The 20,904-nt window shown below is 68.1% G+C and carries 18 protein-coding genes; 6 read left to right on the top strand and 12 right to left on the bottom strand.

Annotation, left to right across the window (positions count from 1 at the left end; translation table 11 throughout):
* Positions 1–375: 375 nt before the first annotated feature.
* The 7 genes from ruvA to D103_RS0103805 form a co-directional block, all read right to left on the bottom strand.
* Positions 376–984 carry a Holliday junction branch migration protein RuvA gene (ruvA, locus tag D103_RS0103835; RefSeq protein ID WP_018875883.1) on the bottom strand — a complete coding sequence of 203 codons (609 nt, stop codon included), beginning with the start codon at positions 982–984 and terminating at the stop codon, positions 376–378.
* A complete protein-coding gene (ruvC, locus tag D103_RS0103830) occupies positions 981–1,496 on the bottom strand; it encodes a crossover junction endodeoxyribonuclease RuvC (protein ID WP_026279293.1) in 516 nt (171 codons plus the stop codon). Before ruvC ends, ruvA begins: the two co-directional genes overlap by 4 nt.
* Before the next feature lie 21 nt (positions 1,497–1,517).
* The gene (locus tag D103_RS0103825; protein WP_018867438.1) at positions 1,518–2,258 is read right to left on the bottom strand and encodes a YebC/PmpR family DNA-binding transcriptional regulator; all 741 of its coding nucleotides are present in this window, start codon (positions 2,256–2,258) and stop codon (positions 1,518–1,520) included.
* 323 nt (positions 2,259–2,581) lie between these two features.
* Complete coding sequence (locus tag D103_RS0103820; protein WP_026280260.1) at positions 2,582–3,211, bottom strand: triacylglycerol lipase; 630 nt, start codon at positions 3,209–3,211, stop codon at positions 2,582–2,584.
* Positions 3,212–3,232: 21 nt separating this feature from the next.
* Positions 3,233–5,017 (bottom strand): aspartate--tRNA ligase, encoded by a 1,785-nt coding sequence (aspS, locus tag D103_RS0103815; protein ID WP_018875881.1) that lies wholly within the window; start codon positions 5,015–5,017, stop codon positions 3,233–3,235.
* Between the two features lie 119 nt (positions 5,018–5,136).
* Complete coding sequence (locus tag D103_RS0103810; RefSeq protein WP_018867441.1) at positions 5,137–5,787, bottom strand: DUF502 domain-containing protein; 651 nt, start codon at positions 5,785–5,787, stop codon at positions 5,137–5,139.
* 3 nt (positions 5,788–5,790) lie between these two features.
* Positions 5,791–6,054 (bottom strand): FmdB family zinc ribbon protein, encoded by a 264-nt coding sequence (locus D103_RS0103805; protein ID WP_018867442.1) that lies wholly within the window; start codon positions 6,052–6,054, stop codon positions 5,791–5,793.
* Positions 6,055–6,221: 167 nt separating this feature from the next.
* Between D103_RS0103805 and D103_RS0103800 the strand changes: the two genes are divergently transcribed.
* The 3 genes from D103_RS0103800 to D103_RS0103790 are packed head-to-tail and all read left to right on the top strand — an operon-like array spanning position 6,222 to position 8,860.
* The gene (locus D103_RS0103800; protein ID WP_018140668.1) at positions 6,222–6,599 is read left to right on the top strand and encodes a DsrE family protein; all 378 of its coding nucleotides are present in this window, start codon (positions 6,222–6,224) and stop codon (positions 6,597–6,599) included.
* Positions 6,600–6,609: 10 nt separating this feature from the next.
* The gene (locus D103_RS0103795; protein WP_018875880.1) at positions 6,610–7,464 is read left to right on the top strand and encodes an SDR family oxidoreductase; all 855 of its coding nucleotides are present in this window, start codon (positions 6,610–6,612) and stop codon (positions 7,462–7,464) included.
* Positions 7,465–7,483: 19 nt separating this feature from the next.
* A complete protein-coding gene (locus D103_RS0103790; protein WP_018875879.1) occupies positions 7,484–8,860 on the top strand; it encodes a nucleoside recognition domain-containing protein in 1,377 nt (458 codons plus the stop codon).
* Between the two features lie 23 nt (positions 8,861–8,883).
* Here D103_RS0103790 and D103_RS0103785 read toward each other — a convergent pair whose 3' ends face one another.
* The 5 genes from D103_RS0103785 to D103_RS0103765 all read right to left on the bottom strand — a co-directional run bounded on the left by D103_RS0103785 (position 8,884) and on the right by D103_RS0103765 (position 17,745).
* A complete protein-coding gene (locus tag D103_RS0103785) occupies positions 8,884–12,654 on the bottom strand; it encodes a PAS domain-containing protein (RefSeq protein WP_018875878.1) in 3,771 nt (1,256 codons plus the stop codon).
* Between the two features lie 28 nt (positions 12,655–12,682).
* Positions 12,683–12,889, bottom strand: a complete 207-nt coding sequence (locus tag D103_RS0103780) for a hypothetical protein (protein WP_017941374.1) — start codon at positions 12,887–12,889, stop codon at positions 12,683–12,685.
* A 42-nt stretch (positions 12,890–12,931) separates the two neighbouring features.
* On the bottom strand, positions 12,932–13,150 hold the full coding sequence (locus tag D103_RS0103775; protein WP_018867447.1) for a hypothetical protein: 219 nt from the start codon (positions 13,148–13,150) through the stop codon (positions 12,932–12,934).
* 267 nt (positions 13,151–13,417) lie between these two features.
* Positions 13,418–16,723: an efflux RND transporter permease subunit gene (locus tag D103_RS0103770; RefSeq protein WP_018875877.1), complete on the bottom strand. Its 3,306-nt coding sequence runs from the start codon at positions 16,721–16,723 to the stop codon at positions 13,418–13,420.
* Positions 16,720–17,745 (bottom strand): efflux RND transporter periplasmic adaptor subunit, encoded by a 1,026-nt coding sequence (locus D103_RS0103765; protein WP_018867449.1) that lies wholly within the window; start codon positions 17,743–17,745, stop codon positions 16,720–16,722. Before D103_RS0103765 ends, D103_RS0103770 begins: the two co-directional genes overlap by 4 nt.
* A gap of 561 nt (positions 17,746–18,306) precedes the next feature.
* On the opposite strand from D103_RS0103765, the gene D103_RS0103760 reads away from it, so the two are divergent.
* From D103_RS0103760 to D103_RS13745, 3 genes are all read left to right on the top strand, one after another.
* Complete coding sequence (locus D103_RS0103760; protein ID WP_026279294.1) at positions 18,307–18,648, top strand: phenylpyruvate tautomerase MIF-related protein; 342 nt, start codon at positions 18,307–18,309, stop codon at positions 18,646–18,648.
* Between the two features lie 34 nt (positions 18,649–18,682).
* Complete coding sequence (locus D103_RS0103755) at positions 18,683–20,392, top strand: proline--tRNA ligase (protein ID WP_018875876.1); 1,710 nt, start codon at positions 18,683–18,685, stop codon at positions 20,390–20,392.
* Positions 20,393–20,528: 136 nt separating this feature from the next.
* Positions 20,529–20,702 carry a type II toxin-antitoxin system RelE/ParE family toxin gene (locus D103_RS13745; RefSeq protein ID WP_231366576.1) on the top strand — a complete coding sequence of 58 codons (174 nt, stop codon included), beginning with the start codon at positions 20,529–20,531 and terminating at the stop codon, positions 20,700–20,702.
* The last annotated feature ends 202 nt before the right edge of the window (positions 20,703–20,904 follow it).

Raw genomic sequence — 20,904 nt, 5'->3', positions numbered from 1 at the left:
CTCGGGCCGGGAGAAGGCGCTGGATGTCTGAGCGCAGCCGAAGGCGTAGCGAGTTCAGCGCCGCCGGCCCGAGGGCCCTGGAGCAAGGTTCCCGGGCGGAATCCGGGTGCCCTTCTTTGGGCACTTTCTTGGGCAAGCAAGAAAGTGCCTCGGGGCGCGCTGGCGAGTCAGCGCCAGGCAGTATGCGGACCGAAGGCACGTAAACACCGGATGTCGAACCAGGACCAGCCACCACAAGGCAGGGGCCGGACCGGAGGCACCGTAAACACCAGACGACGAACCAGGACCAGCCACCAATACAGCGCAAGCGGCGGACCGAAAGCACATAACCGCGGGCGACGACGCTGGCCAAGCCAGGATCGCTGCGGGTGTGCGCTAGCGTTTGACGGTAGAGCGCAGCGCGAGACGCACCAGCGTCTCCACCGAGTCGGCCTGGTCACGGACCGCCGCGACCATCTTCTCGGCGCTGGCCCGCGGATAGCCGAGAGACTCCAGCGCGGCCAGGGCCTCGCCCTCCATCGCGGCCGCCGGCGTGGGCTCGCTGCCCGCCGCCGCCCCGGCGGGCGCGGCGGCAAAGCCCATCTCGGCCAGGCGCTCGCCCAGCTCCAGCACCACCCGTTCGGCGGTGCGCTTGCCAATGCCCGGCACCTTGGTCAGGCCCGTCACGTCGCCACCACTGATCAGGCCCGCCAGCTCGTCGCCGGCGTAGGTCGAGAGCATGGCCAGCGCCAGTTTGGCACCGATACCGTTGACGCGGATCAGACGGCGGAAGAGGTCGCGGTCGCGCTTGTTCAGGAATCCGAAGAGCTGGTGGGCATCCTCGCGCACCACCAGGTGGGTCGCCAGCACGACCGTCTCGCCGGGTTCCGGCAGGGCCGCCAGCGTGGACAGCGGGACATCCACCTCGTAACCAACCCCGCCGGCGTCGATCACCACGCCGTTCACCTCGCGACTGATCAGCCGCCCCTCCAGTCGGGCGATCATGGGCGCCCCCCGATCATCGCGGCGGCCGAGCCCTGCAGGCGCGCCTCGTTCTGCCGGGTGTGGGCGTGGCAGAGCGCGACGGCCAGGGCATCAGCGGCATCGCTGCTGGCCGGTTCGGCCAGGCGTAAAAGTTGCTGCATCATGTGCTGGACCTGCTCCTTGTCCGCGCCACCGACACCGACCACGGCCAGCTTGATCGCGCGCGGGGCGTATTCGTGTACCGGCAGACCGGCCTGGGTGGCGGCGCAGATGGCCGCGCCACGGGCGTGCCCCAGCTTGATCGCGGACTGGGCATTGCGGGCGACGAACACCGACTCGATGGCCAGTACGTCGGGCTTCAGCTCGTCGATCACCTCGACTACGCCGGCGAAGATCTCGCCCAGGCGCTCGGGGAAGGCCTTCGCCTTCGGCCGGATTACGCCGTGGCCGCAGGAACGGCCACGACTGCGATCAAACTCGATGACCGCAAAGCCGGTCACGCGGGAGCCGGGATCGATCCCGAGGATGCGCACGCCGCTCACGCCGCGGCCGGATCAGTCACCGCTGACTTCTTCGGGGAAGTCGGCGTTGGTGTAGACGTTCTGCACGTCGTCCAGATCATCCAGCATGTCCAGCAACTTCAGGACCGACTCGGCGGTCTCCGCATCCAGCGGCGCAAGGGTCTCCGGCCGCCAGGTGACCTCGGCGTTTTCCGGCTCCAGACCGCGCTCGGTCAGCGCGGCGCGCACGTCCTGATAGGTCTCCGGCTCGGTGATCACCTCGATGGCGCCGTCGTCCTCGACCTGGACGTCCTCGGCCCCACCCTCCAGCGCGGCCTCCATCACCACTTCGTCATCCAGGCCCGGGGCGAAACGGATCACGCCCTTGTTCTGGAACAGGTAGGCGACCGAGCCGTCGGTGCCGAGGTTGCCGCCCATCTTGGAGAAGGCGTGCCGGACCTCGGCGACCGTGCGGTTGCGGTTGTCAGTCATGCAGTCGACCAGGATGGCCGCACCGCCAGGCCCATAGCCCTCGTAGCGGATCTCCTCGACGTTGTCGCCATCGGTCTCGCCGGCGCCACGCTTGGCGGCCCGCTCGATGGTGTCGCGGGTCATGTTGGCACCCAGCGCCTTGTCGATCGCCAGGCGCAGGCGCGGGTTGGTCTCCGGGTCCGAGCCGCCCTGGCGGGCGGCCACGGTGATCTCGCGGATCAGCTTGGTGAAGAGTTTGCCGCGCTTGGCGTCCTGGGCGTTCTTGCGATGCTGGATATTCGCCCACTTGCTGTGGCCTGCCATTCGGTCACGACTCCTTGAGTTGGGTTCGGTTATGCCGACCCGGCATGCCGCCGGGCACCGGAATGCGCACAGTCTAATCGCTGGGGCCGCGCTAATCACGAATGCGGGCGGCATGCCCCTGCCGTGGTCCCTTCGTCATTGCGAGGCCGCGCAGGGGCGGTGAACGGCCGCAGGCCGGCTCGAAGGGCGCGCGCAGCGAGTAACCTCCGGACCGAACCCCCGACGCCCGCCCGGGCCAGCGCCGGGGCCAGCCACGGAGATCGCCACGGCGCTCCGCGCCTCGCGATGACCGCGGTGGTCGGGCTTGACGGGCCCGTCCGGCGTCAGGGCAGAAACTCGCCCGCCTCCAGGAAGTGCAGGGTCTCGCGCGCCACGACGGTGTCGAACAGCATGCCCATATGCGTCACCGGCAGGGTCAGGTGACGCGAGACGTCGGGGCCCCGCGTCTCGTCCACCGCGACCAGGCCGTCATGGGGATGCGGCAGGCGCGCAATCAGCGGGCCCGGCCCGAACGGCCGGCTGCCGGCCAGCATGCCGATGTCGCGCCCGCGCAGGATCGGGCTCCCACCGAGCAGGCCGCGTTCCAGGGGCGCGCCCAGCCACCAGCGCCCGGCCCGGTTGCGCGCCAGCCGGGCCGCCACGCGGCTGCCGGCCAGGGGCGAACCCAGCATCACGATGCGGCCGGGACGCTGCACGGGCGCGACCTCGAACAGGTGGCGCACCACCACGCCGCCCAGGCTGTGGGCGACCAGGTGCACGAGGTCGCCGGGGACGTCGTCGAGAAAGGCCGCCAGCGCGCGCCCCGCCTGCTCCGGCGTCTGGCGCCGCGAGGCGTAGCGGAAGGGGTGAACCGCGTGACCGGCCGCGCGCAGGCGCCGGGCGAGCAGGGACATCTCCAGGCCGGACATATGCCAGCCATGGACCGTAACCACACTGGTACGCATGCCGGCCATGGTGAACGACCGGCCCGTTGCCTACCCGGCCTGTTGCGTAGCGCTGGCGCGCAGGCGGATGCCCAGCTCGCGCAGCTGCTTCTCGCCGACCGGCGCCGGGGCGTCGGTCAGCAGGCAGGCGGCCGTCTGGGTCTTGGGGAAGGCCATTACGTCGCGAATGGAGTGGGCGCCGCTCATCAGCATCACCAGGCGGTCCAGGCCGAAGGCCAGGCCGCCGTGCGGCGGGGCACCGAACTCCAGCGCATCCAGCAGGAAGCCGAATTTCTCGCGCGCCTCGTCCTCGCCGATACCCAGGGCCTCGAACGCGGCCCACTGCATCTCGGGGTTGTGGATACGGATGGAGCCGCCGCCCACCTCGGTGCCGTTGAGCACCATGTCGTAGGCGCGGGACAGGGCCTCGCGCGGGTTGCTGCGCAGATCGTCCGGGCGGTCCACCGCCGGGGCAGTGAACGGGTGATGCAGGGCGTACAGGCGCTTGTCCTCGTCGTCGTACTCGAACATCGGGAAGTCGACGACCCACAGCGGCTGCCAGCCCGCCTCGACCAGCTCGAGGTCGTGGCCGAGCTTCACGCGCAACGCGCCGATCGCCTCGTTGACCACAGAGGCCTTGTCCGCACCGAAGAAGATCAGGTCGCCGGCGGCGGCCGCGGTCTTTTCCAGGATCTGCCGGGTCACGTCCTCCGGCAGGAATTTCAGGATCGGCGACTGCAGCCCGCCCTCGATATCCGCCGGGTCGTTGACCTTGATGTAGGCCAGGCCCTTCGCGCCGTAGCGGCCGACGTACTCGGTGTAGACGTCGATCTCCTTGCGCGTGAGCTTGGCTCCGCCCGGCACGCGCAGCGCGGCCACGCGGCCCTCGGGGTCGTTCGCCGGGCCGTTGAAGACCTTGAACTCCACCGCCTGCATCACCTCGGTCAGTTCGGTGAACTCCAGCGGAATGCGCAGATCGGGCTTGTCCGACCCGAAGCGGGCCATCGCCTCGGCGTAGGCCATGCGCGGGAACGGATCGGGCAGTTCCACGCCCTGCACCTCGCGGAACAGGTGCCGGATCAGGCCCTCGGTCACGCCCATCACGTCGGCCTCGTCGACGAAGGCCATCTCCATGTCCAGCTGAGTGAACTCCGGCTGGCGGTCGGCGCGCAGGTCCTCGTCGCGGAAGCAGCGGGTGATCTGGTAGTAGCGGTCCATGCCGGACATCATCAGCAGCTGCTTGAACAGCTGCGGCGACTGCGGCAGGGCAAAGAAGCTGCCCGGATGCGTGCGGCTGGGCACCAGGTAGTCGCGTGCACCCTCCGGCGTGGCCTTGGTCAGCATCGGGGTCTCGAGGTCGAGGAAATCGCGCTCCTCGAGGAAGCGGCGCATGGCCGCCGAGACCCTCGCGCGCAGGCGCAGGCGCTCCTGCATCACCGGGCGACGCAGGTCCACGTAGCGATAGCGCAGGCGGGTGTCTTCGCCGACATCCTCGTCGTCCAGCGGGAACGGCGGGGTCTTCGCGGCGTTCAGGACCTCCAGCTCCAGACCCAGGATCTCCACCGCGCCGGTGGACAGATCGGGGTTCTCGGTGCCCTCGGGGCGGCGGCGCACGCGGCCGGTCATGCGGATCACGAACTCGCTGCGCAGCTGCTCGGCGCGGGCGAAGACGTCCTCGCGGTCGGGATCGAACACCACCTGCACCCGCCCCGTATGGTCGCGCAGGTCGACAAAGATCACGCCCCCGTGGTCACGCCGGCGATTCACCCAGCCGCAAAGGGTCACCTCCGAGTCGAGTTCGTTCTCGGTGACACGTCCACACAGATGAGTTCGCATTGCGCTGTTCCAGCCGAAGGGCACGCCCGCCAGGGATCGGTGGTTCCTGAGAGGCCTGCACGGTTAGTCGGGAAAACGGGGCGCACGCGACGTCCGCACCCGCGAAAAGGCCGGAAATCTTACGATTTGCCCTGCCCTTGCGCAACCGGAGCCGGGGCCTCTTCAGGTCCTTTCAGGGGCGTGACGACCCCCATGGACATCACGAACTTGAGGCCGTCCTCCACCGTCATGTCGAGTTCGATCGCCTCTTCGCGCGGGACCATCAGCACGAAGCCCGAGGTCGGGTTGGGGGTCGTCGGGACGAATACGGTGATTACCTCGTGCTCGGTACGCTCCTGCACCTCGCCGGTGCCGACGCCGGTCATGAACCCGACCGACCACAGGCCGCGACGCGGGTATTCGATCAGCATCACCTTGCGGAAGGCCTGGCCGCCATCCGCCAGTACCGTCTCGGTCACCTTCTTCACTGCCCCGTAGATCGAGTTGACCAGCGGGATGCGGTGCACGATGGACTCGCCCAGCGCGACCAGCTTGCGCCCGACGATGTTGGCCACGATCACCCCGGTGACGAACACCACGACGATCGCGACCACGATCCCCACGCCCGGGATGGAAAAGCCCAGCAGCGCCTCCGGCCGCCAGCCCGGCGGCAGGAGGAGGATGGTGAAGTCCAGCAGGTCGACCAGCAGCTTGATAATGAAGCCGGTGACGATCAGCGGCAGCCAGACCAGCAGCCCTGCAATCAGGTAGCGGCGCAGGGAAACCAGCATGGGTCAGGTGCTGGCCGCGGCCTTGCTCGTGGAAGTATCGGACTTGCCGGCGCCACCGCCCGAATCCTTCAGGTTGCGCTTGCCGTCCTTCTTGAAATCGGTCTCGTACCAGCCGCCCCCGGCCAGGCGGAAACCGGCGGCGGAGACCTGCTTGGTCAGGGCCTCGGCACCGCACTCGGGGCAGGTGGTGGCGGGCGGGTCGGAGATCTTCTGCAGGATCTCGGAGATCTCGCCGCAATCCTTGCACTGGTATTCATAGATGGGCATGGCTGGAATCCTCGGAACACATCCGCGAAAACACGGGTTGAGGCGTATTATGCGGCCGTTCGCCGGGAATAAAAGGCCTTCCGCACCGACAGGCGGTGTTTGCGCCGCGCGGCCGCAGCGCGGATGATTCGCCCCATACCCGAATGCACTGCCCGCAAGGACCTGCCATGGCCGAAAAGATCGTGATCATGCTGCTGAATCTGGACCTCGACCGCCCCGGCACCCTGGGCGCCCCGTTCTTCCAGGCCACCGTCGCCGCCGCGATGGATCTCGAGGTCGAGATCTACTTCGCCGCCGGCACCACCCGCCTGCTGCGACAGGGCGTGGCGGACCAGATCTACCCCGGCGAGGCGAAGGAGAAATCCGTCTACAGCTTCATGCAGGACGCCCACGAGGCCGGCTGCGCCTTCTACGCCTGCGCCGGTGCAATGGACGAAAACGGACTGACCCTGGACAACGCGGTCCCGGAACTGGACGGGATGCGCGGCGGCGGCGCCTTCATCGGCGAGGTCGTTGAGGACGGCGTCGCCACCCTCACCTACTGATCCGGCCGCCATGAGCGAACCCTCCCAGCGCGCGGTCCTGATCACCGGCTGTTCCAGCGGCATCGGGGCCTGCACCGCGGGCATGCTGCGCGAACGCGGCTACCGGGTCTTCGCCACCGCCCGGCGCAGCGAGGATGTCGCGCGGCTGAAGAAGGACGGCTTCGAGGCATTGCAGCTGGACCTGGATGACTCCGCCAGCATCCACAGCGCAGTCACCGAGATTCTGCACCGCACCGACGGCCACCTCTACGGCGTGTTCAACAACGGTGCCTATGGTCAGCCCGGCGCGGTGGAGGACCTCAATCGCGCCACCCTGCGCGCCCAGCTGGAGACCAACGTGCTTGGCTGGCTGGAGCTGACGAATGCCGTGCTGCCCGCCATGCGCCGCGCCGGCGAGGGCCGCATCATCCAGAACAGCTCGGTCCTTGGGCTGGTCGCCCTGCGCCTGCGCGGCGCCTACGTGACCTCCAAGTTCGCGATCGAGGGCATGAGCGACACCCTGCGCCAGGAACTGCACGGCACGGGTATCCATGTCTCGCTGATCGAGCCGGGCCCGATCCGCAGCGAATTCCGCGCCAACGCCCTGAAGGCCTTCCGCTACCACATCCAGCGCGAGCACAGCCCGTGGCAGGAGACCTACCGTGCCGCCGAGGCCCGCATGGCGGACGCCGAGTCCGATGCGCCGTTCACACTGGGGCCCGAGGCGGTCGCGCGCTGTGTGGTGCACGCCCTGGAGGCCCGCCGGCCACGGGTGCGCTATCACGTGACCTTCCCCACCCGGTTGTTCGCCTTCCTCAAGTGGCTGCTCCCGGCGCGGGCGCTGGATGCTGTGCTGCGCGGTGTATCACGCGGAGAGAACCGCTGACCGTGGCAAACTGCGCCGCATGAACCTGATCTTTCTCGCCCTGATCGTGATCGCCGTGGCAACGGCCGCGATCCGCGAGATCCGCTCCACCGACCCGGACGAGCAGCCGATGCAGGCGCTGTCCGAGGGCGCAATCGACGCGGCCGGCTCCGCGGTGGAACTGGCGCTGGGCCTGGTCGGGGTGATGGCACTGTTCCTCGGCCTGATGAAGATCGCCGAGGCCGGCGGCTTGCTTACCGTGCTGGCCCGCCTGCTGCGGCCGCTGATGACCCGCCTGTTCCCGTCGGTCCCGCCGGAGCACCCGGCGATGGGCGCGATGATCCTGAACTTCTCCGCCAACATCCTGGGGTTGGGCAATGCCGCGACCCCGTTCGGCATCCGCGCGATGCAGGAGCTGGAGAAGCTGAACCCGCACCCGGGCACCGCCACCAATGCGATGGCCCTGTTCCTGGCGATCAACACCTCCAGCATTACATTGCTGCCCACCGGGGTGATCGCGCTACGCGCCTCGCTCGGCTCCGAGGCCCCGGCGGCGATCCTGCCGACCACGCTGTTCGCCACGCTGTTCGCGACCATCGCCGGCATCACCAGCGCCCTGATCCTGCAGCGCTATTTCCGCAGCCCGACGCCGACCCGATCGATCGACTCGGACGCCACCGATCGCGACGGCGCCACGGACCTGGACGACGCGGTTCGCACGACCGAGTCCCGCAGCACCCCGTCCGACGCCGAAGCGGGCGCGACCGAAGAACCCGCCCCGGAGCAGCAACCGATGAACATCGAGGTGCCCACCGAGGGCTACCCGGCCTGGGTCTCGCTGACGGTACTGGCCGGAGTGCTCGCGATCATCCCGCTGACCATCCTCTACGGCCAGGCAATCGCCCCCTGGATCATCCCGGGGCTGGTGGTCGGCTTCCTGTCCTACGGGGTGGTCCGCGGCGTGCCGGTCTACGAGGTCTTCGTCGAGGGGGCCAAGGAGGGCTTCAACGTGGCCCTGCGCATCATCCCCTATCTGGTCGCGATCCTGGTCGCGGTGGGGATGCTGCGCGAGAGCGGTGCTTTAGGCATGTTCGTCGGACTGGTCGGGCCGCTGACCACGCCCTTCGGCCTGCCGGCCGAGGCCCTTCCGATGGCGCTGCTGCGCCCGCTGTCCGGCTCCGGCGCCTACGGCATCATGGCCGGCATCATGCAGGACCCGGCCACCGGGCCGGACACCCACGTCGGCATCCTGGTCTCCACCCTGCAGGGCTCGACCGAGACCACCTTCTACGTGCTCGCGGTGTACTTCGGCGCCATCGGCATCAAGCGCGTGCGCCACACTCTGGCGGCCGCGCTGACCGCGGACGCCGTCGCCGTGGCCGCGGCGATCGCGATCGTCGCATTCCTCTTTCTTTGAGAATCGCCGACGCGCGCGGCGGCTCAGCCGCTCGCGCGACCCGCGGCACAGCGCTGCAGCGCGCCCAGCAGATCGCTCGCCCCGATCGGCTTGGTGAGCAGAGCATCAAAGCCGGCCGCCGCCACCCGCTCGCGCGTGGCCTCGGTGGCATCGGCCGTCACCGCGATCACCGGGATCGCCGCCAGCGCCGCCTCGGCGCGCAGCGCGCGCAGCACCTGAAAGCCGTCCATCACCGGCAGATTCAGATCGAGCAGGACAAGCCCCGGCGGGTCCCGCAGGGCCATGTCCAGGCCCGCCACGGCGGAGTCCGCCACCCGGCAGTCGCTCACCCCCTGCTGCCTCAGCATCTCGCGCAGCAGACGCTGATTGGCGGCATGATCCTCGATGCAGAGCACCCGGCAACCGTCCCGGATCGCAACGTCCGAGGCTGCGCCCACGTCCTCTCCGGCCGCGGGCGGGAGGTGCTCCTGCGCCGCGGGCAGACGGAACCAGAAGGTGCTGCCCGTACCCGGTATGCTGTCGACGCCGATCTCGCCGTCCATCAGCTCCACCAGGTTGCGGGTCACCGCAAGGCCCACCCCGCTCCCCTCGATTCCCTGCTCCTCGGCCACCAGGCGCTCGAAGGGCTGGAACAGCCGCTGGCACTGCTCCGGCGTCAGCCCCGGCCCGTCGTCTTGCACCGCGATCCGCACACCGGAGCCCTCGTGTTCGCAGGTCACGCGCACGCGCCCGTCCGGCCGGTTGTACTTGACCGCGTTGGACAACAGGTTCAGGAGTACCTGCCTCAAACGCCGGGGGTCGGCCTGCACCATCACCGTCGGCAGGGGCTCCGCTGCGAGCACCACGCGATGCTCGCGCGCCAGGGGCTCCAGCAGGGACAGGCATTCATCCAGTAGCGGGTCCACGGCGACTGGTTCCGGCTCCACCTGCATGCGCCCCGCCTCGATCCGCGCCAGGTCCAGGATCTCGTTGATCAGGTCCAGCAGATGGCGCCCGGCGCGCATGATTTCATCGAGATGGCCGCGCTGGTGTTCATCCAGAGCCGGATCGCGCTCCAGCAGCTGGGCAAACCCGAGAACCGCGTTCATCGGCGTGCGCAGCTCGTGGCTCATGTTGGACAGAAAATCCGACTTGGCCCGGTTGGCCGCCTCGGCCGCCTCGCGCGCACGGTGCAGCTCGGCGCGACGACGCAGCTCGTCGGTGAAGTCGCTGAAGATATTGAAGCCGTATTGCGGTTCGCCGCGATCGTCGAGGACGACCCCGATGTTGCTGACGGTGATAAACACCGCCCCATTGGCGCAGCGGTGGGGTAGCTTTCCGGCCCAGGAACCGCCTTCGGAAAGCACCCGGTCGATCTCCCGCGCCTCCTCTTCGGAGTCCTCGGGGATGATATCCATCTCGCGGAAGCTCCGGCCCAGCATCTCGCTCGACTCGTAGCCCACCATCTCGCGCGCGGCGGCATTCACGTAGACGAAGCGGCCCGCACGGTCCACTACCGCGATGCCCTGCCCGGAGGACTCGAAGATGCGCTGGAACAGGGCCAGATGTTCCTGGGCCTCGTGCAGTTCGGTGATGTCCTGCAGGCTCCCGGCGATGTGCGCGGGTCGGCCCTCTGCATCCAGGCTGACACTGGCGATGACGTGGACAAAGCGGGTCCGCCCGTCCCGGAATTGCACCCGGTGACCGAGTTCGTGGTGTCCGGCCGCATTCAGGCCCTGCAGAAAGGCCGTCACCGGCTCGCGATCCTCCGGGTGCACCAGCGCCAGGTATGCGTCGCGCCCGAAGGACGCATCCCCCGCATCCGCCTCGAAGATCTCGTGGATGACCCGCGACCATGTGATCGCCCCGCTTTGCGGGTCCATATCCCAGTTGCCGATGCGCGCCAGGCGCTGCGATTCCAGCAGCCGGGTAGACAGCTGGGACAATGCCAGTTCCGAGGTCTTGCGCTTGGTGATGTCCTGCATCACACCCAGCATGTACAGAACCTCGCCGTCCTGATCCCGGACCACGTCGCCGCGCTCGAGCAGCCAGTGCTCCGAGCCGTCGGGCCAGATGACGCGATGCTCCAGTTCAAGATAGGACCCGCGACGCAGACTGCTGGCGATCGCATTGCGCACCCGGACGCGATCGTCGGGGTGCACCGCCTGCACGAAATTGGCGACCGTGGGTTCCAGCCCGCCCTCGGGATAGCCCAGAAGCGGCGGGATGCGCTCCGACCAGCCCAGCGCCTCGCGGTTCGGCGCCCATTCCCAGGTCCCCATGTTGGCGAAGATCTGGCTGGAGCGCAGGCGGTGCTCCTGATGCTTCACGTGGGTGATCTCGGTGCGGATCGACACGTACTGGTAGGGGCGCCCGTTGCTCCCGAGATACGGGACGATGGTGGTCTCCACCCAGTACAGCGAGCCGTCGCGCGCACGATTGCACACCTCGCCCTGCCAGACGCGCCCGGACGCGATGGTGGACCAGAGCTCGGCATAGAATTCCGGTGGATGCTGGCCGGACTTCAGGATGCGGTGATTGCGGCCCATCAGCTCGGACACCGCATAGCCGCTGACCCGGGAAAAGCGCTCGTTGGCGTAGACGATGTTGCCGGCCACGTCCGCGATACTGACCAGGGCATGTTCGTTGACGGCCACATGCTCGCGTTCGCGCTCGTACAGGGCATCGCGATAGGACTGGCTGACCCCGTCGATCTGGCGCATCTGGCGCGCCCGCGCGGCAATCGCGGCCTGGATACGGGCTGGCTCCACGGGCTTTAGAAACACCCCCGCCACACCGGGGTGCACCGTCATCAGGGCGTTGATCCGTCCGGGGTCCTCGGTCAGGAACAGCAGCGGGACCGCCCCCCCGTTGTCCCGAGTACGCAGCAGCGCGACAAACGATTCCGCCGGTTCGTCCAGCCCCTGCAGATCGAGGACCACCACATCGGCGCCGATCTCGCCCAGCCGGAGGCGCGCATCCTCCGGGTCGGACACCGTCGATACCTCCAGCCCGGAAGCGGCCAGATGATGAGCGAGTTCGCTGTCCGCCTCCCCGGCGACCAGCAGCACGCGATAATCCGACTCCACGATTACGCCGCCGATCTGCATCAGCTGCTCGACCAGGGTGTCGGTTACCAGGGGGTGATCGAGGCAGCGCGTCACCCCCTGGCGCACGCATTCGAGGCGGGCGCCGGGACTCCAGGCCTGAGCGACGGCCAGCACCGGAAGCCCGCTGGCCAGCGCAGACGCCAGCCCCGGCAAGCCGCCCCCGTCCGCCGCGACCACGTCGGCACACAGCACCACTGCGGAAAGCGGCTCGTCGTCGGCCACGGCAGCCTCGCCCCGGGTTACACGAAAACCCTGGTCGGCCAGCATGCGGGCCACCGCCTCGCCGACCGCGCCGCCGTCGTCGATCAGGCGGACTCGTGACTCCGCCGGACGCCCCCCTACAGGCTGCATGCGCGCCTGCGCCGCCGGCCGCGCCCGCTGCCGATAGGCCTCCACGGCCGTGGCCAGGCGGCGCACCCCCGCGACAATCAGGTCACGATCCGGTCCGGGCGGGGCCCGGCGTACGCCGGCCAGGGCGGCCCGCAGCGATTCCGCCGCGCCGCGGATCAAGCCGACATCGAAGACCTGCCCCGACTGCGCCAGCGCCTGGGCCTCGCGGTACAGGGTGATCAGGCGTTCGCCATCCGCAAACGTGCCGTCGAGCTGACCGGACAGGGCCTCCAGATCCGCGACCCGCTGCCCCAGTGACTCGAGGAATTCGCCCCGCAGGCGTGCCAGCCCCGGCGATGCCGGGGCTGGTGTCACGAGAGGCGTACGTGACGGATGCACCGAATCAGTTCGGCGGGCCGCCCGGATTGATGTCCTTGTCCTTGACGATAAAGTAGACCCCGATCGCCGCCAGGCCCATCCACATCAGCAGTGCAAACACCCCGAGGATCTCCCAGAGCGTCACGAAGAAGAACAGCATGATGGCGGCGGCGCCAAGGAAGATGTTGCCGATCACGAAATTGGACGGCCGGCGGGAATCATTGTCGGGCATGGAGCACTCCGGTACGGGTGCCAGGGACGGCACCGGGCAGGGCTATTGCTTCTTGTAGGGGGCGAAGTCGAACTGCCCGGCGGTCATGTCGTCCCACAGATCGCTCTGCAGCACGGCCAGCAGCTTGAACAGCTTGCGCAGTTCGGGGTCATCCATGAAGCGCTGGTCCTCGCTGGCCTTCAGCGTCTCGACCAGGGTGGCGCACTGTTCGCGGCTGATTCCGAGGACGTTCAGGCCCTCTTCTCCCATCTCGACATCCATCGAGCGTCTCCGGTTCGTTCAGGTGGCACCGATTGTAGCCGCATGCCGCCGCACGGCGAAAACACCGGAACCCGCCCGCGTCATTGCGAGGTCCTGCCAGGGGCTATGGCACAAAAAGCGCGACGCGCGTTGAGCGGCCGCAGGCCGGCCCGAAGGGCGAGCGCAGCGGGAACCCCGCGACGAAATCCCGATGCTCGCCCCACCCGAAGTCGCAGCCGGCCACAGAGATCGCCACGGCGCTGCGCGCCTCGCGATGACGGGATCCGCTTACGCCGCCTGGGCGCGGATCAGCTCGACCCGGTTGCGCACGTACAGGTAGTACAGCACCGGGATGATCACCAGCGTCAGCAGCGTGGAGACAAACACGCCGAAGATCAGCGAGATCGCCAGGCCGGAGAAGATCGGGTCATCCAGAATAAACCCGGCGCCGACCATCGCCGCCAGCCCGGTCAGGATGATCGGCTTGGCGCGCACCGCACCCGCGTGCACCACTGCCTCGATCACCTCCACGCCACGGCGGATCTCCTCGTTGATGAAGTCCACCAGCAGGATCGAGTTGCGCACGATAATCCCGGCCAGCGCGATCATCCCGATCATCGAGGTCGCGGTGAACTTGGCGTCCATGAAGAAGGCATCCATGAAGGCATGCCCCGGCATCACCCCGATCACGGTCAGCGGGATCGGCGCCATGATGATCAGCGGCACCATGTACGAGCGGAACTGCGCGACCACCAGCAGGTAGATCAGGATCAGCCCCACCGAGTAGGCAATGCCCATGTCGCGGAAGGTCTCGTAGGTCACCTGCCACTCGCCGTCCCACTTCAGGGAGAAGTTGTACGGGTTGTCCGGCTGGCTGATGAACAGCTGCTCCAGCGGCTCGCCATAGGCCATGGGCTGATCGCGCAGGCCGAAGAACATGTCGAACATGCCGTATAGCGGGCTGTCCAGACCACCGGCCAGGTCGCCCATCACGTAGACGACCGGCAGCAGGTTCTTGTGATGGATCGAATGCTCCAGGGTCGAGTCCACCACATTGACCACCTCGGACAGCGGCACCAGCGTGCCGTCGCGCGAGCGCACCTTGAGCCCCAGCACCGGGTCCAGGCTGCCCTTCTCGGCCTGTTCGAACTCGAGCCGCACGGGCACCGCGTACTTCACGTTGGAGCCGTAGAGGTAGGTCACGTCCTCGCCGGACAGCGCGGTCTCGATCGCCTGCACCACCGCCTGCTGCGACACGCCCAGGCGCGCGGCCCGCTCGCGGTCGACCTGCAGGATCTTCTTCTGCCCCGGGTATTCCACCGAGTCGTCGATATCGGTAATGCCGTCGGTGTTCTCGAAGCGCTCGCGCACCTGGCGGGCGATCTCGATCTGACCGTCGTAGTCCGGCCCGTAGATCTCGGCCACGATCGGCGACATCACCGGCGGCCCCGGCGGCACCTCGACCACCTTCACCGCGGCACCGTGACGATCGGCGATCTCGTTGATTGCCTCGCGCACACCGAGCGCCACCGCATGGCTCTGGCGCGAGCGCTCGGAGGCATCCACCAGATTCACCTGGATGTCGCCGACGTGCGAGCCCTCACGCAGGTAGTACTGCCGCACCAGGCCGTTAAAGTTGATCGGCGCCGCGGTACCCGCGTAGGTCTGCACGTTGTGCACCTCGGGCACGGTCTTCAGATAGTCGCCCATCTCCGCCAGCACGCGGGAGGTACGCTCCAGGCTGGTGCCCTCCGGCATATCCAGCACCACCTGGAACTCCGACTTGTCGTCGAACGGCAGCATCTTCATGACCACCAGCTGGAAGTAGGCCAGTGACACCGAGCCGAGGATCAGCACCAGGGTCCCGACCCACAGCACCAGGCGGTTGGTCTTCTTGCGCCCGGAGGTCCCGAGAAACGGCAGCAGCAGGCGGTTGAAGATCTTCATCAGCCCGGCGGAGGCGCTCTCGCCTTCCGCGCCGTGCCCGCCGCCGGCCGGTGCGGCATGCGCGTGCTGCTCGGCCTGGCGTCGCAGCACCTTGTACGTCAGCCAGGGCGTGACCACGTAGGCCACCGCCAGCGAGATGATCATCCCCATCGAGGCGTTGATCGGGATCGGGCTCATGTAGGGCCCCATCAGCCCGGTCACGAAGGCCATCGGCAGCAGGGCCGCGATCACGGTGAAGGTCGCGAGGATGGTCGGTCCGCCGACCTCGTCCACCGCGAGCGGGATGGCCTCGAGGAATTTCCTGCCGCCCTTGGCCATGTGCCGGTGGATGTTCTCCACCACCACGATGGCATCGTCCACCAGGATCCCGATGGAGAAGATCAGCGCGAACAGCGACACGCGGTTGAGGGTGAAGCCATAGGCCCAGGAGGCGAACAGGGTGATCGCGAGCGTGATCACCACGGCCACACCGACGATGAAGGCCTCGCGCCAGCCGAGTGCGATCCAGACCAGGATCACCACCGACGCGGTCGCGAGGATCAGCTTCTGGATCAGGGTGTTCGCCTTGTCGTCCGCGGTTACGCCGTAGTTGCGGGTAATGGTCGTCTCGATACCGTCGGGGATATAGGTCCCGCGCAGTTGATCCAGGCGCTCGACCAGGGCGTCGGCGATATCCGGGGCATTGGTCCCCGGTTGCTTGGCAATCGCCACGGTGACCGCCGGGTGGCTCTCGCCCGCGCGCGCTCGATCGCCGGCGGCCGCGCCATGGGCAAAGCGCACGTGCTCGGTGGCATAGGCCGGGCCCTGCACCACCTCGGCAACGTCCTCGAGGTAGATCGGACGGCCGTCGTGCATGCCGACCACCAGACTGGCGAAAGCCTCGGGTTCGGTAATGAAGTCGCCGGCCTGGACGAGGATCTCTTCATCGTCCTGATAGAGCTGACCGGCGTCGCGCGAGAAGTTGGAGGCCTGCAGGCTGGTGCGCAGGTCATCCACCGACAGGTTGTAGGCAGCGAGCGTCTCCGGCTTGAAGCGCACGTGCACCACGTGGTCCGGGCCGCCGACCGTGTAGATATCACGGGTACCCGGGACCCGCTTGAGCTCGGCCTCGATCCCGTGCGCCACGCGCAGCAGATCGTGCCCGCCGCGCTCGGGGTCCTCGGTCCACAGGGTCACGTTGACGATCGGCACGTCGTCGATGCCCATCGGCTTGATGATCGGCTCGCCGACCCCCAGCCCCGGCGGCAGCCAGTCCTGGTTGGAGAACACCTGGTTGTACAAGCGCACCAGCGCCGCGGTGCGGTCCTCGCCGACCTCGAACTGAATGGTGATCTGCGCCATGTTCGGGCGCGAGACGGAATAGATGTCATCGATGCCCTCGATCTCCGAGAGCACCTGCTCGGCCGGCGTGGCGACCAGTTGCGCCACCTCCTGCGCGCTCGCCCCGGGGAACGGGATGAACACGTCGGCCATGGTCACGTTGATCTGCGGCTCTTCCTCGCGCGGGGTCACCAGAATCGCGAACAGCCCCAGCAGCAGCCCCAGCAGGGCCAGCAACGGGGTGATCTGGGTGGTCAGGAAGGCCTGCGCGATGCGCCCGGAGATCCCCATCCGCTCGGACGCCCCCTCCGTGGTGGCATCGCTCATGGGTTCACCTGCTGATGTTCCTTCAGCCAGATCTGCGCGTGGACCGGATCCAGCGCCACGCGCTCGCCGGCCTCCAGACCGCCGTGGATCTCGATCAGGCCGTCATGCTGACGCCCGACCCGTACCTGGCGGAACGCCACCCGGTCGTCCGCATCCACCACATAGACGGCGATGACCTCGCTGCGATAGACCACGGCCTCGGTCGGCACCACCAGGCGCTCCACCGCGTCCACGACGAAGGCGGTCTTCACGAACATGCCGGGGAACAGGCCCAGATCCTGCTGCTCCGGCAGGTTCACGCGGATGCGGAAGGTCGAGCTGGCGGGATCGGCGTAGGGGAAGATGGTCAGGCTTTCGGCCGCCACCCGGTCTCCGTTCAGCAGGACCTCGGCACTGCGCCGCTCACGCACGCTGTGAATCAGACGCTGCGGCACATCCACCGCCACCCGCAACTGGTCCAGGCTGATCCCGGACAGCAGCGGCGACCCCGGGCTGACCGACTCGCCGACCTCTACATGGCGCTCGGTCACGATCCCCGAATAGGGCGCGTACACCTCGGTGTAGCCCAGTTGTTCACGGGCCTCCTCGACCCGACCCTCGGCCGAGCGCAGGCGGGCACGCGCCGACTCCAGCGCGGCCTCGGCGCGATCGAACTCGGAGCGCGACACCACCCCGCGATCGAACACATCGCGAATGCGCTCGAACTCCGAACGGGCCTCGTTGAAGCGGGCGCGGGCCTCGGCCAGATCGCCCTCGGCCTGGCTTACACGAGCCTGCTGCTCGGTGTCGCTGACCCGGACCAGCAATTCATCGGCCTCGACGAAGTCGTCGACATCCACGTAGATCTCGCGGATCCGCCCGGAGGTCTGCGCCGAGATCGTGGACCGCTGCACTGCCTCGACGCGGCCATCCAGGATCCGTTCCTGGGTGATCGTCTGGCGTTCGGCGGTGGCCGTCTCGAACGGCAACTCCGCCTGGGCCGCAAACGGCAACAGCAGCAGGGCCCACAGGGTGTGGCGCATCCGGTTTCGTGTCATGAGGCGTCTGTCCTTGCTCGAAGAGGTCGTCGGGGGTGCGCAGGCGCGCACCGGGCCCGGAACCATATATTAGATTTTTCTAATTTATTATTTCCTGATGTTGAACGCAATCCGGCCGTCCGGCCCCGCCGCGTTCGTCTCCCTCGCAGCGAGTATAGCCACCCTGACAAGGGTTTCACCCGCTAGGGAGACGCTGATTGAATCGCACGTCCGCGTTGGTGCCCCCTGTTTTCCGAGGCAAGGCGCGTCGTGCAGCGGGTAATGGTTCTACCCGCAAGTGGCGCAACGCAGGATCGGGGAACAGGGGGCACCAACCCCACAAGCCACTGAAAGCAGGGGCTCGGCCGCTTTTGCGCGCGCACAGCGTTGCGGCTCCCTTGTGCAGAATGACTGCACGGCAGTCACCGCGCCTTGTTCGCACGCAAAAGCGACTCGAGCGCGGACGTGCGATTCAATCAGCGTCTCCCTAGGCTGACGCGAGCGCTGCACCGACCCCGCGCTCCCCGTATCATGGCGACCTTTCGCCGCAACGCCCCGGAGGATGCCATGCCGCTGCTGCAAGTCGAGACCAATGCCGCCCTGCCCGACGACACCGCCACGTTGTGCCAGCGTCTGTCCGCCGCGGTCGCCGACTGGCTGGGCAAGCCCGAGGGCTACGTGATGGTCGCCTGCCGCCACAACCCGGCCATGTGCTTTGGCGGGCGCACCGATCCGCTCGCGTACTGCGAGCTGAAGAGCATCGGCCTGCCCGAGGGCCTGACCCGCGAGCTGTCGCGGAAGCTGTGCGACAGCCTACAGGCGGAACTGGGCATCGAGCCGGCCCGCGTCTACATCGAATTCGCCGACGCCCCGCGCCACTTCTGGGGCACCAACGGCACCACGTTCTGAACCCTTTCCAGCCATCAACCACGGACTGCCCCCGATGCGCGTCTCGCAATTCCCGCTGAACACCCTGAAGGAAACCCCGGCCGACGCCGAGATCATCTCCCACCAGCTGATGCTGCGCGCCGGCTACATCCGCCGGCTGGCCTCCGGGCTGTACACCTGGCTGCCACTGGGCCTGCGGGTGCTGCGCCGTGTGGAAAACATCGTACGCGAGGAGATGAACCGCGCCGGCGCCCTGGAGGTGCTGATGCCGGCGGTGCAGCCGGCCGAGCTGTGGCAGGAGTCCGGGCGCTGGGACTTCTACGGCGCCGAACTGCTGCGCATCAAGGATCGCCATGACCGCGACTTCTGCTTCGGCCCGACGCACGAGGAGGTGATCACCGACCTGGTACGCCGCGAAGTCCGCAGCTACCGCCAGCTGCCGGTAAACTACTACCAGATCCAGACCAAATTCCGCGACGAGCGCCGCCCGCGCTTCGGCGTGATGCGCGCCCGCGAATTCCTGATGAAGGACGCCTACTCCTTCCATATCGACGCCGACTCCCTGAGCGACACCTACCAGCAGATGCACGCGGCCTACACCCGCATCTTCGAACGCTGCGGTCTGGACTTCCGCGCGGTGGAGGCCGACACCGGCGCCATCGGCGGCAACACCTCGCACGAGTTCCACGTGCTGGCCAGCTCGGGCGAGGACGCCATCGCGTTCTCCCCGGCCGGGTTCGCCGCCAACGTCGAACTGGCCCCCTGCCCGGTGCCCGCGCCGGCCCCGGCCCCCGGCGCGGCGCTGGAGAAGATCGCCACGCCCGACGTGCACACCATCGACGATCTCGCGAAATTCCTGGACATCCCGACCGAGCGGACGGTGAAGACCCTGGTGGTGGCCGCCTCCGACGCGATCGACGCCGACCTGGTCGCCATCGTGCTGCGCGGCGACCACGAACTGAACGCGGTGAAGGCCGAGAAGCACCCCTGGGTCGCCGAGCCGCTGCGCATGGCCGAAGCCGCCGAGATCCGGGCCGCATTCGGCGCCGACCCCGGCTCGCTGGGGCCAGTGGACAGCCCGATCCCGGTGCTGGCCGATCAAGCCATGCTGGGCATGGCGGACTTCGTGGTCGGCGCCAACGAGGACGGCTACCACCTGACCGGCGTGAACTGGGGCCGCGACCTGCCGCAGCCGGAGACCGCCGACCTGCGCAACATCCTCGAGGGCGAGCCGGCCCCGGACGGTTCCGGGGCGATCGAGATCCGACGCGGCATCGAGGTCGGCCATATCTTCCAGCTGGGAGACAAGTACAGCCAGGCCCTGGGCGCCCGCGTACTGGACGAGGACGGCCGCGAACAGGTGGTGACCATGGGCTGCTACGGCATCGGCGTCTCGCGCGTGGTCGCCGCCGCGATCGAGCAGAACTCCGACGAGCGCGGCATCTGCTGGCCCACCGCCATCGCCCCCTTCGACATCGCCCTGTGCCCGATCGGCGCCAAGAAGTCCCAGCGCGTGCGCGAGGCGGCCGAGAAGCTGCACGACGAGCTGGAGGCCGCCGGCTTCCAGGTCCTGCTGGATGACCGCGAACAGCGCCCCGGCGTGATGTTCGCCGACATGGAGCTGATCGGAATCCCGCACCGCCTGGTCATCGGCGAGCGCGGCCTCGACGCCGGCGAACTCGAATACCAGGCACGCACGGCCACCGAGGCCGAACACCTCCCGATGGATGGCCTGCTCGACGCCCTGCGCCAACGCCTGCAATAAGGGCTCGGCGGTCACCGTGCCTCGCCCGCAGAAAACAGCGCCGAAGTGACGGGCGTATTCGGGACCGGTATTTCCCGGGAGAGTCCGGTTCGACAACCGTTTGCGCGCTAATAACGCAGCGCGTTAACATTTATCCATGATCCAGAGCTACCGCGGCAAGGAAGCCGCGCGGCTGGCCCGGGGCGAGAGGGCACGCCGCCTGCCCGACGAGGTAACGCGCCGGGCACGAATGCGTCTGGCGCGCATCCACGCTGCCACCCGCCTCGAGGATCTGCGCCAGCCTCCCTCGCATCGACTAGGGAGACGCTGATTGAATCGCACGTCCGCGTTGGTGCCCCCTGTTTTCCGAGACAAGGCGCGTCGTGCAGCGGGTAGTGGTTCTACCCGCAAGCGGCGCAACGCAGGATCGGGGAACAGGGGGCACCAACCCCACAAGCTATTGAAAGCAGGGGCTCGGCCGCTTTTGCATGCGCACGGCGTTGCGGCTCCCTTGTGCAGAATGACTGCACGGC

The organism is Thioalkalivibrio sp. ALE31, from assembly GCF_000377405.1.
Taxonomy (GTDB): Bacteria; Pseudomonadota; Gammaproteobacteria; order Ectothiorhodospirales; family Ectothiorhodospiraceae; genus Thioalkalivibrio.
This window is presented reverse-complemented; position numbering and strand designations above follow the sequence as displayed.

What these genes read in the sequence shown, in the direction of transcription:
- ruvA (WP_018875883.1), bottom strand. Translation starts at nt 984, where the DNA reads ATGATCGCCCGACTGGAGGGGCGGCTGATCAGTCGCGAGGTGAACGGC.
- D103_RS0103825 (WP_018867438.1), bottom strand. Translation starts at nt 2,258, where the DNA reads ATGGCAGGCCACAGCAAGTGGGCGAATATCCAGCATCGCAAGAACGCC.
- D103_RS0103820 (WP_026280260.1), bottom strand. Translation starts at nt 3,211, where the DNA reads ATGGCCGGCATGCGTACCAGTGTGGTTACGGTCCATGGCTGGCATATG.
- aspS (WP_018875881.1), bottom strand. Translation starts at nt 5,017, where the DNA reads ATGCGAACTCATCTGTGTGGACGTGTCACCGAGAACGAACTCGACTCG.
- D103_RS0103810 (WP_018867441.1), bottom strand. Translation starts at nt 5,787, where the DNA reads ATGCTGGTTTCCCTGCGCCGCTACCTGATTGCAGGGCTGCTGGTCTGG.
- D103_RS0103805 (WP_018867442.1), bottom strand. Translation starts at nt 6,054, where the DNA reads ATGCCCATCTATGAATACCAGTGCAAGGATTGCGGCGAGATCTCCGAG.
- D103_RS0103800 (WP_018140668.1), top strand. Translation starts at nt 6,222, where the DNA reads ATGGCCGAAAAGATCGTGATCATGCTGCTGAATCTGGACCTCGACCGC.
- D103_RS0103795 (WP_018875880.1), top strand. Translation starts at nt 6,610, where the DNA reads ATGAGCGAACCCTCCCAGCGCGCGGTCCTGATCACCGGCTGTTCCAGC.
- D103_RS0103790 (WP_018875879.1), top strand. Translation starts at nt 7,484, where the DNA reads ATGAACCTGATCTTTCTCGCCCTGATCGTGATCGCCGTGGCAACGGCC.
- D103_RS0103780 (WP_017941374.1), bottom strand. Translation starts at nt 12,889, where the DNA reads ATGCCCGACAATGATTCCCGCCGGCCGTCCAATTTCGTGATCGGCAAC.
- D103_RS0103775 (WP_018867447.1), bottom strand. Translation starts at nt 13,150, where the DNA reads ATGGATGTCGAGATGGGAGAAGAGGGCCTGAACGTCCTCGGAATCAGC.
- D103_RS0103770 (WP_018875877.1), bottom strand. Translation starts at nt 16,723, where the DNA reads ATGAGCGATGCCACCACGGAGGGGGCGTCCGAGCGGATGGGGATCTCC.
- D103_RS0103765 (WP_018867449.1), bottom strand. Translation starts at nt 17,745, where the DNA reads ATGCGCCACACCCTGTGGGCCCTGCTGCTGTTGCCGTTTGCGGCCCAG.
- D103_RS0103760 (WP_026279294.1), top strand. Translation starts at nt 18,307, where the DNA reads ATGCCGCTGCTGCAAGTCGAGACCAATGCCGCCCTGCCCGACGACACC.
- D103_RS0103755 (WP_018875876.1), top strand. Translation starts at nt 18,683, where the DNA reads ATGCGCGTCTCGCAATTCCCGCTGAACACCCTGAAGGAAACCCCGGCC.
- D103_RS13745 (WP_231366576.1), top strand. Translation starts at nt 20,529, where the DNA reads ATGATCCAGAGCTACCGCGGCAAGGAAGCCGCGCGGCTGGCCCGGGGC.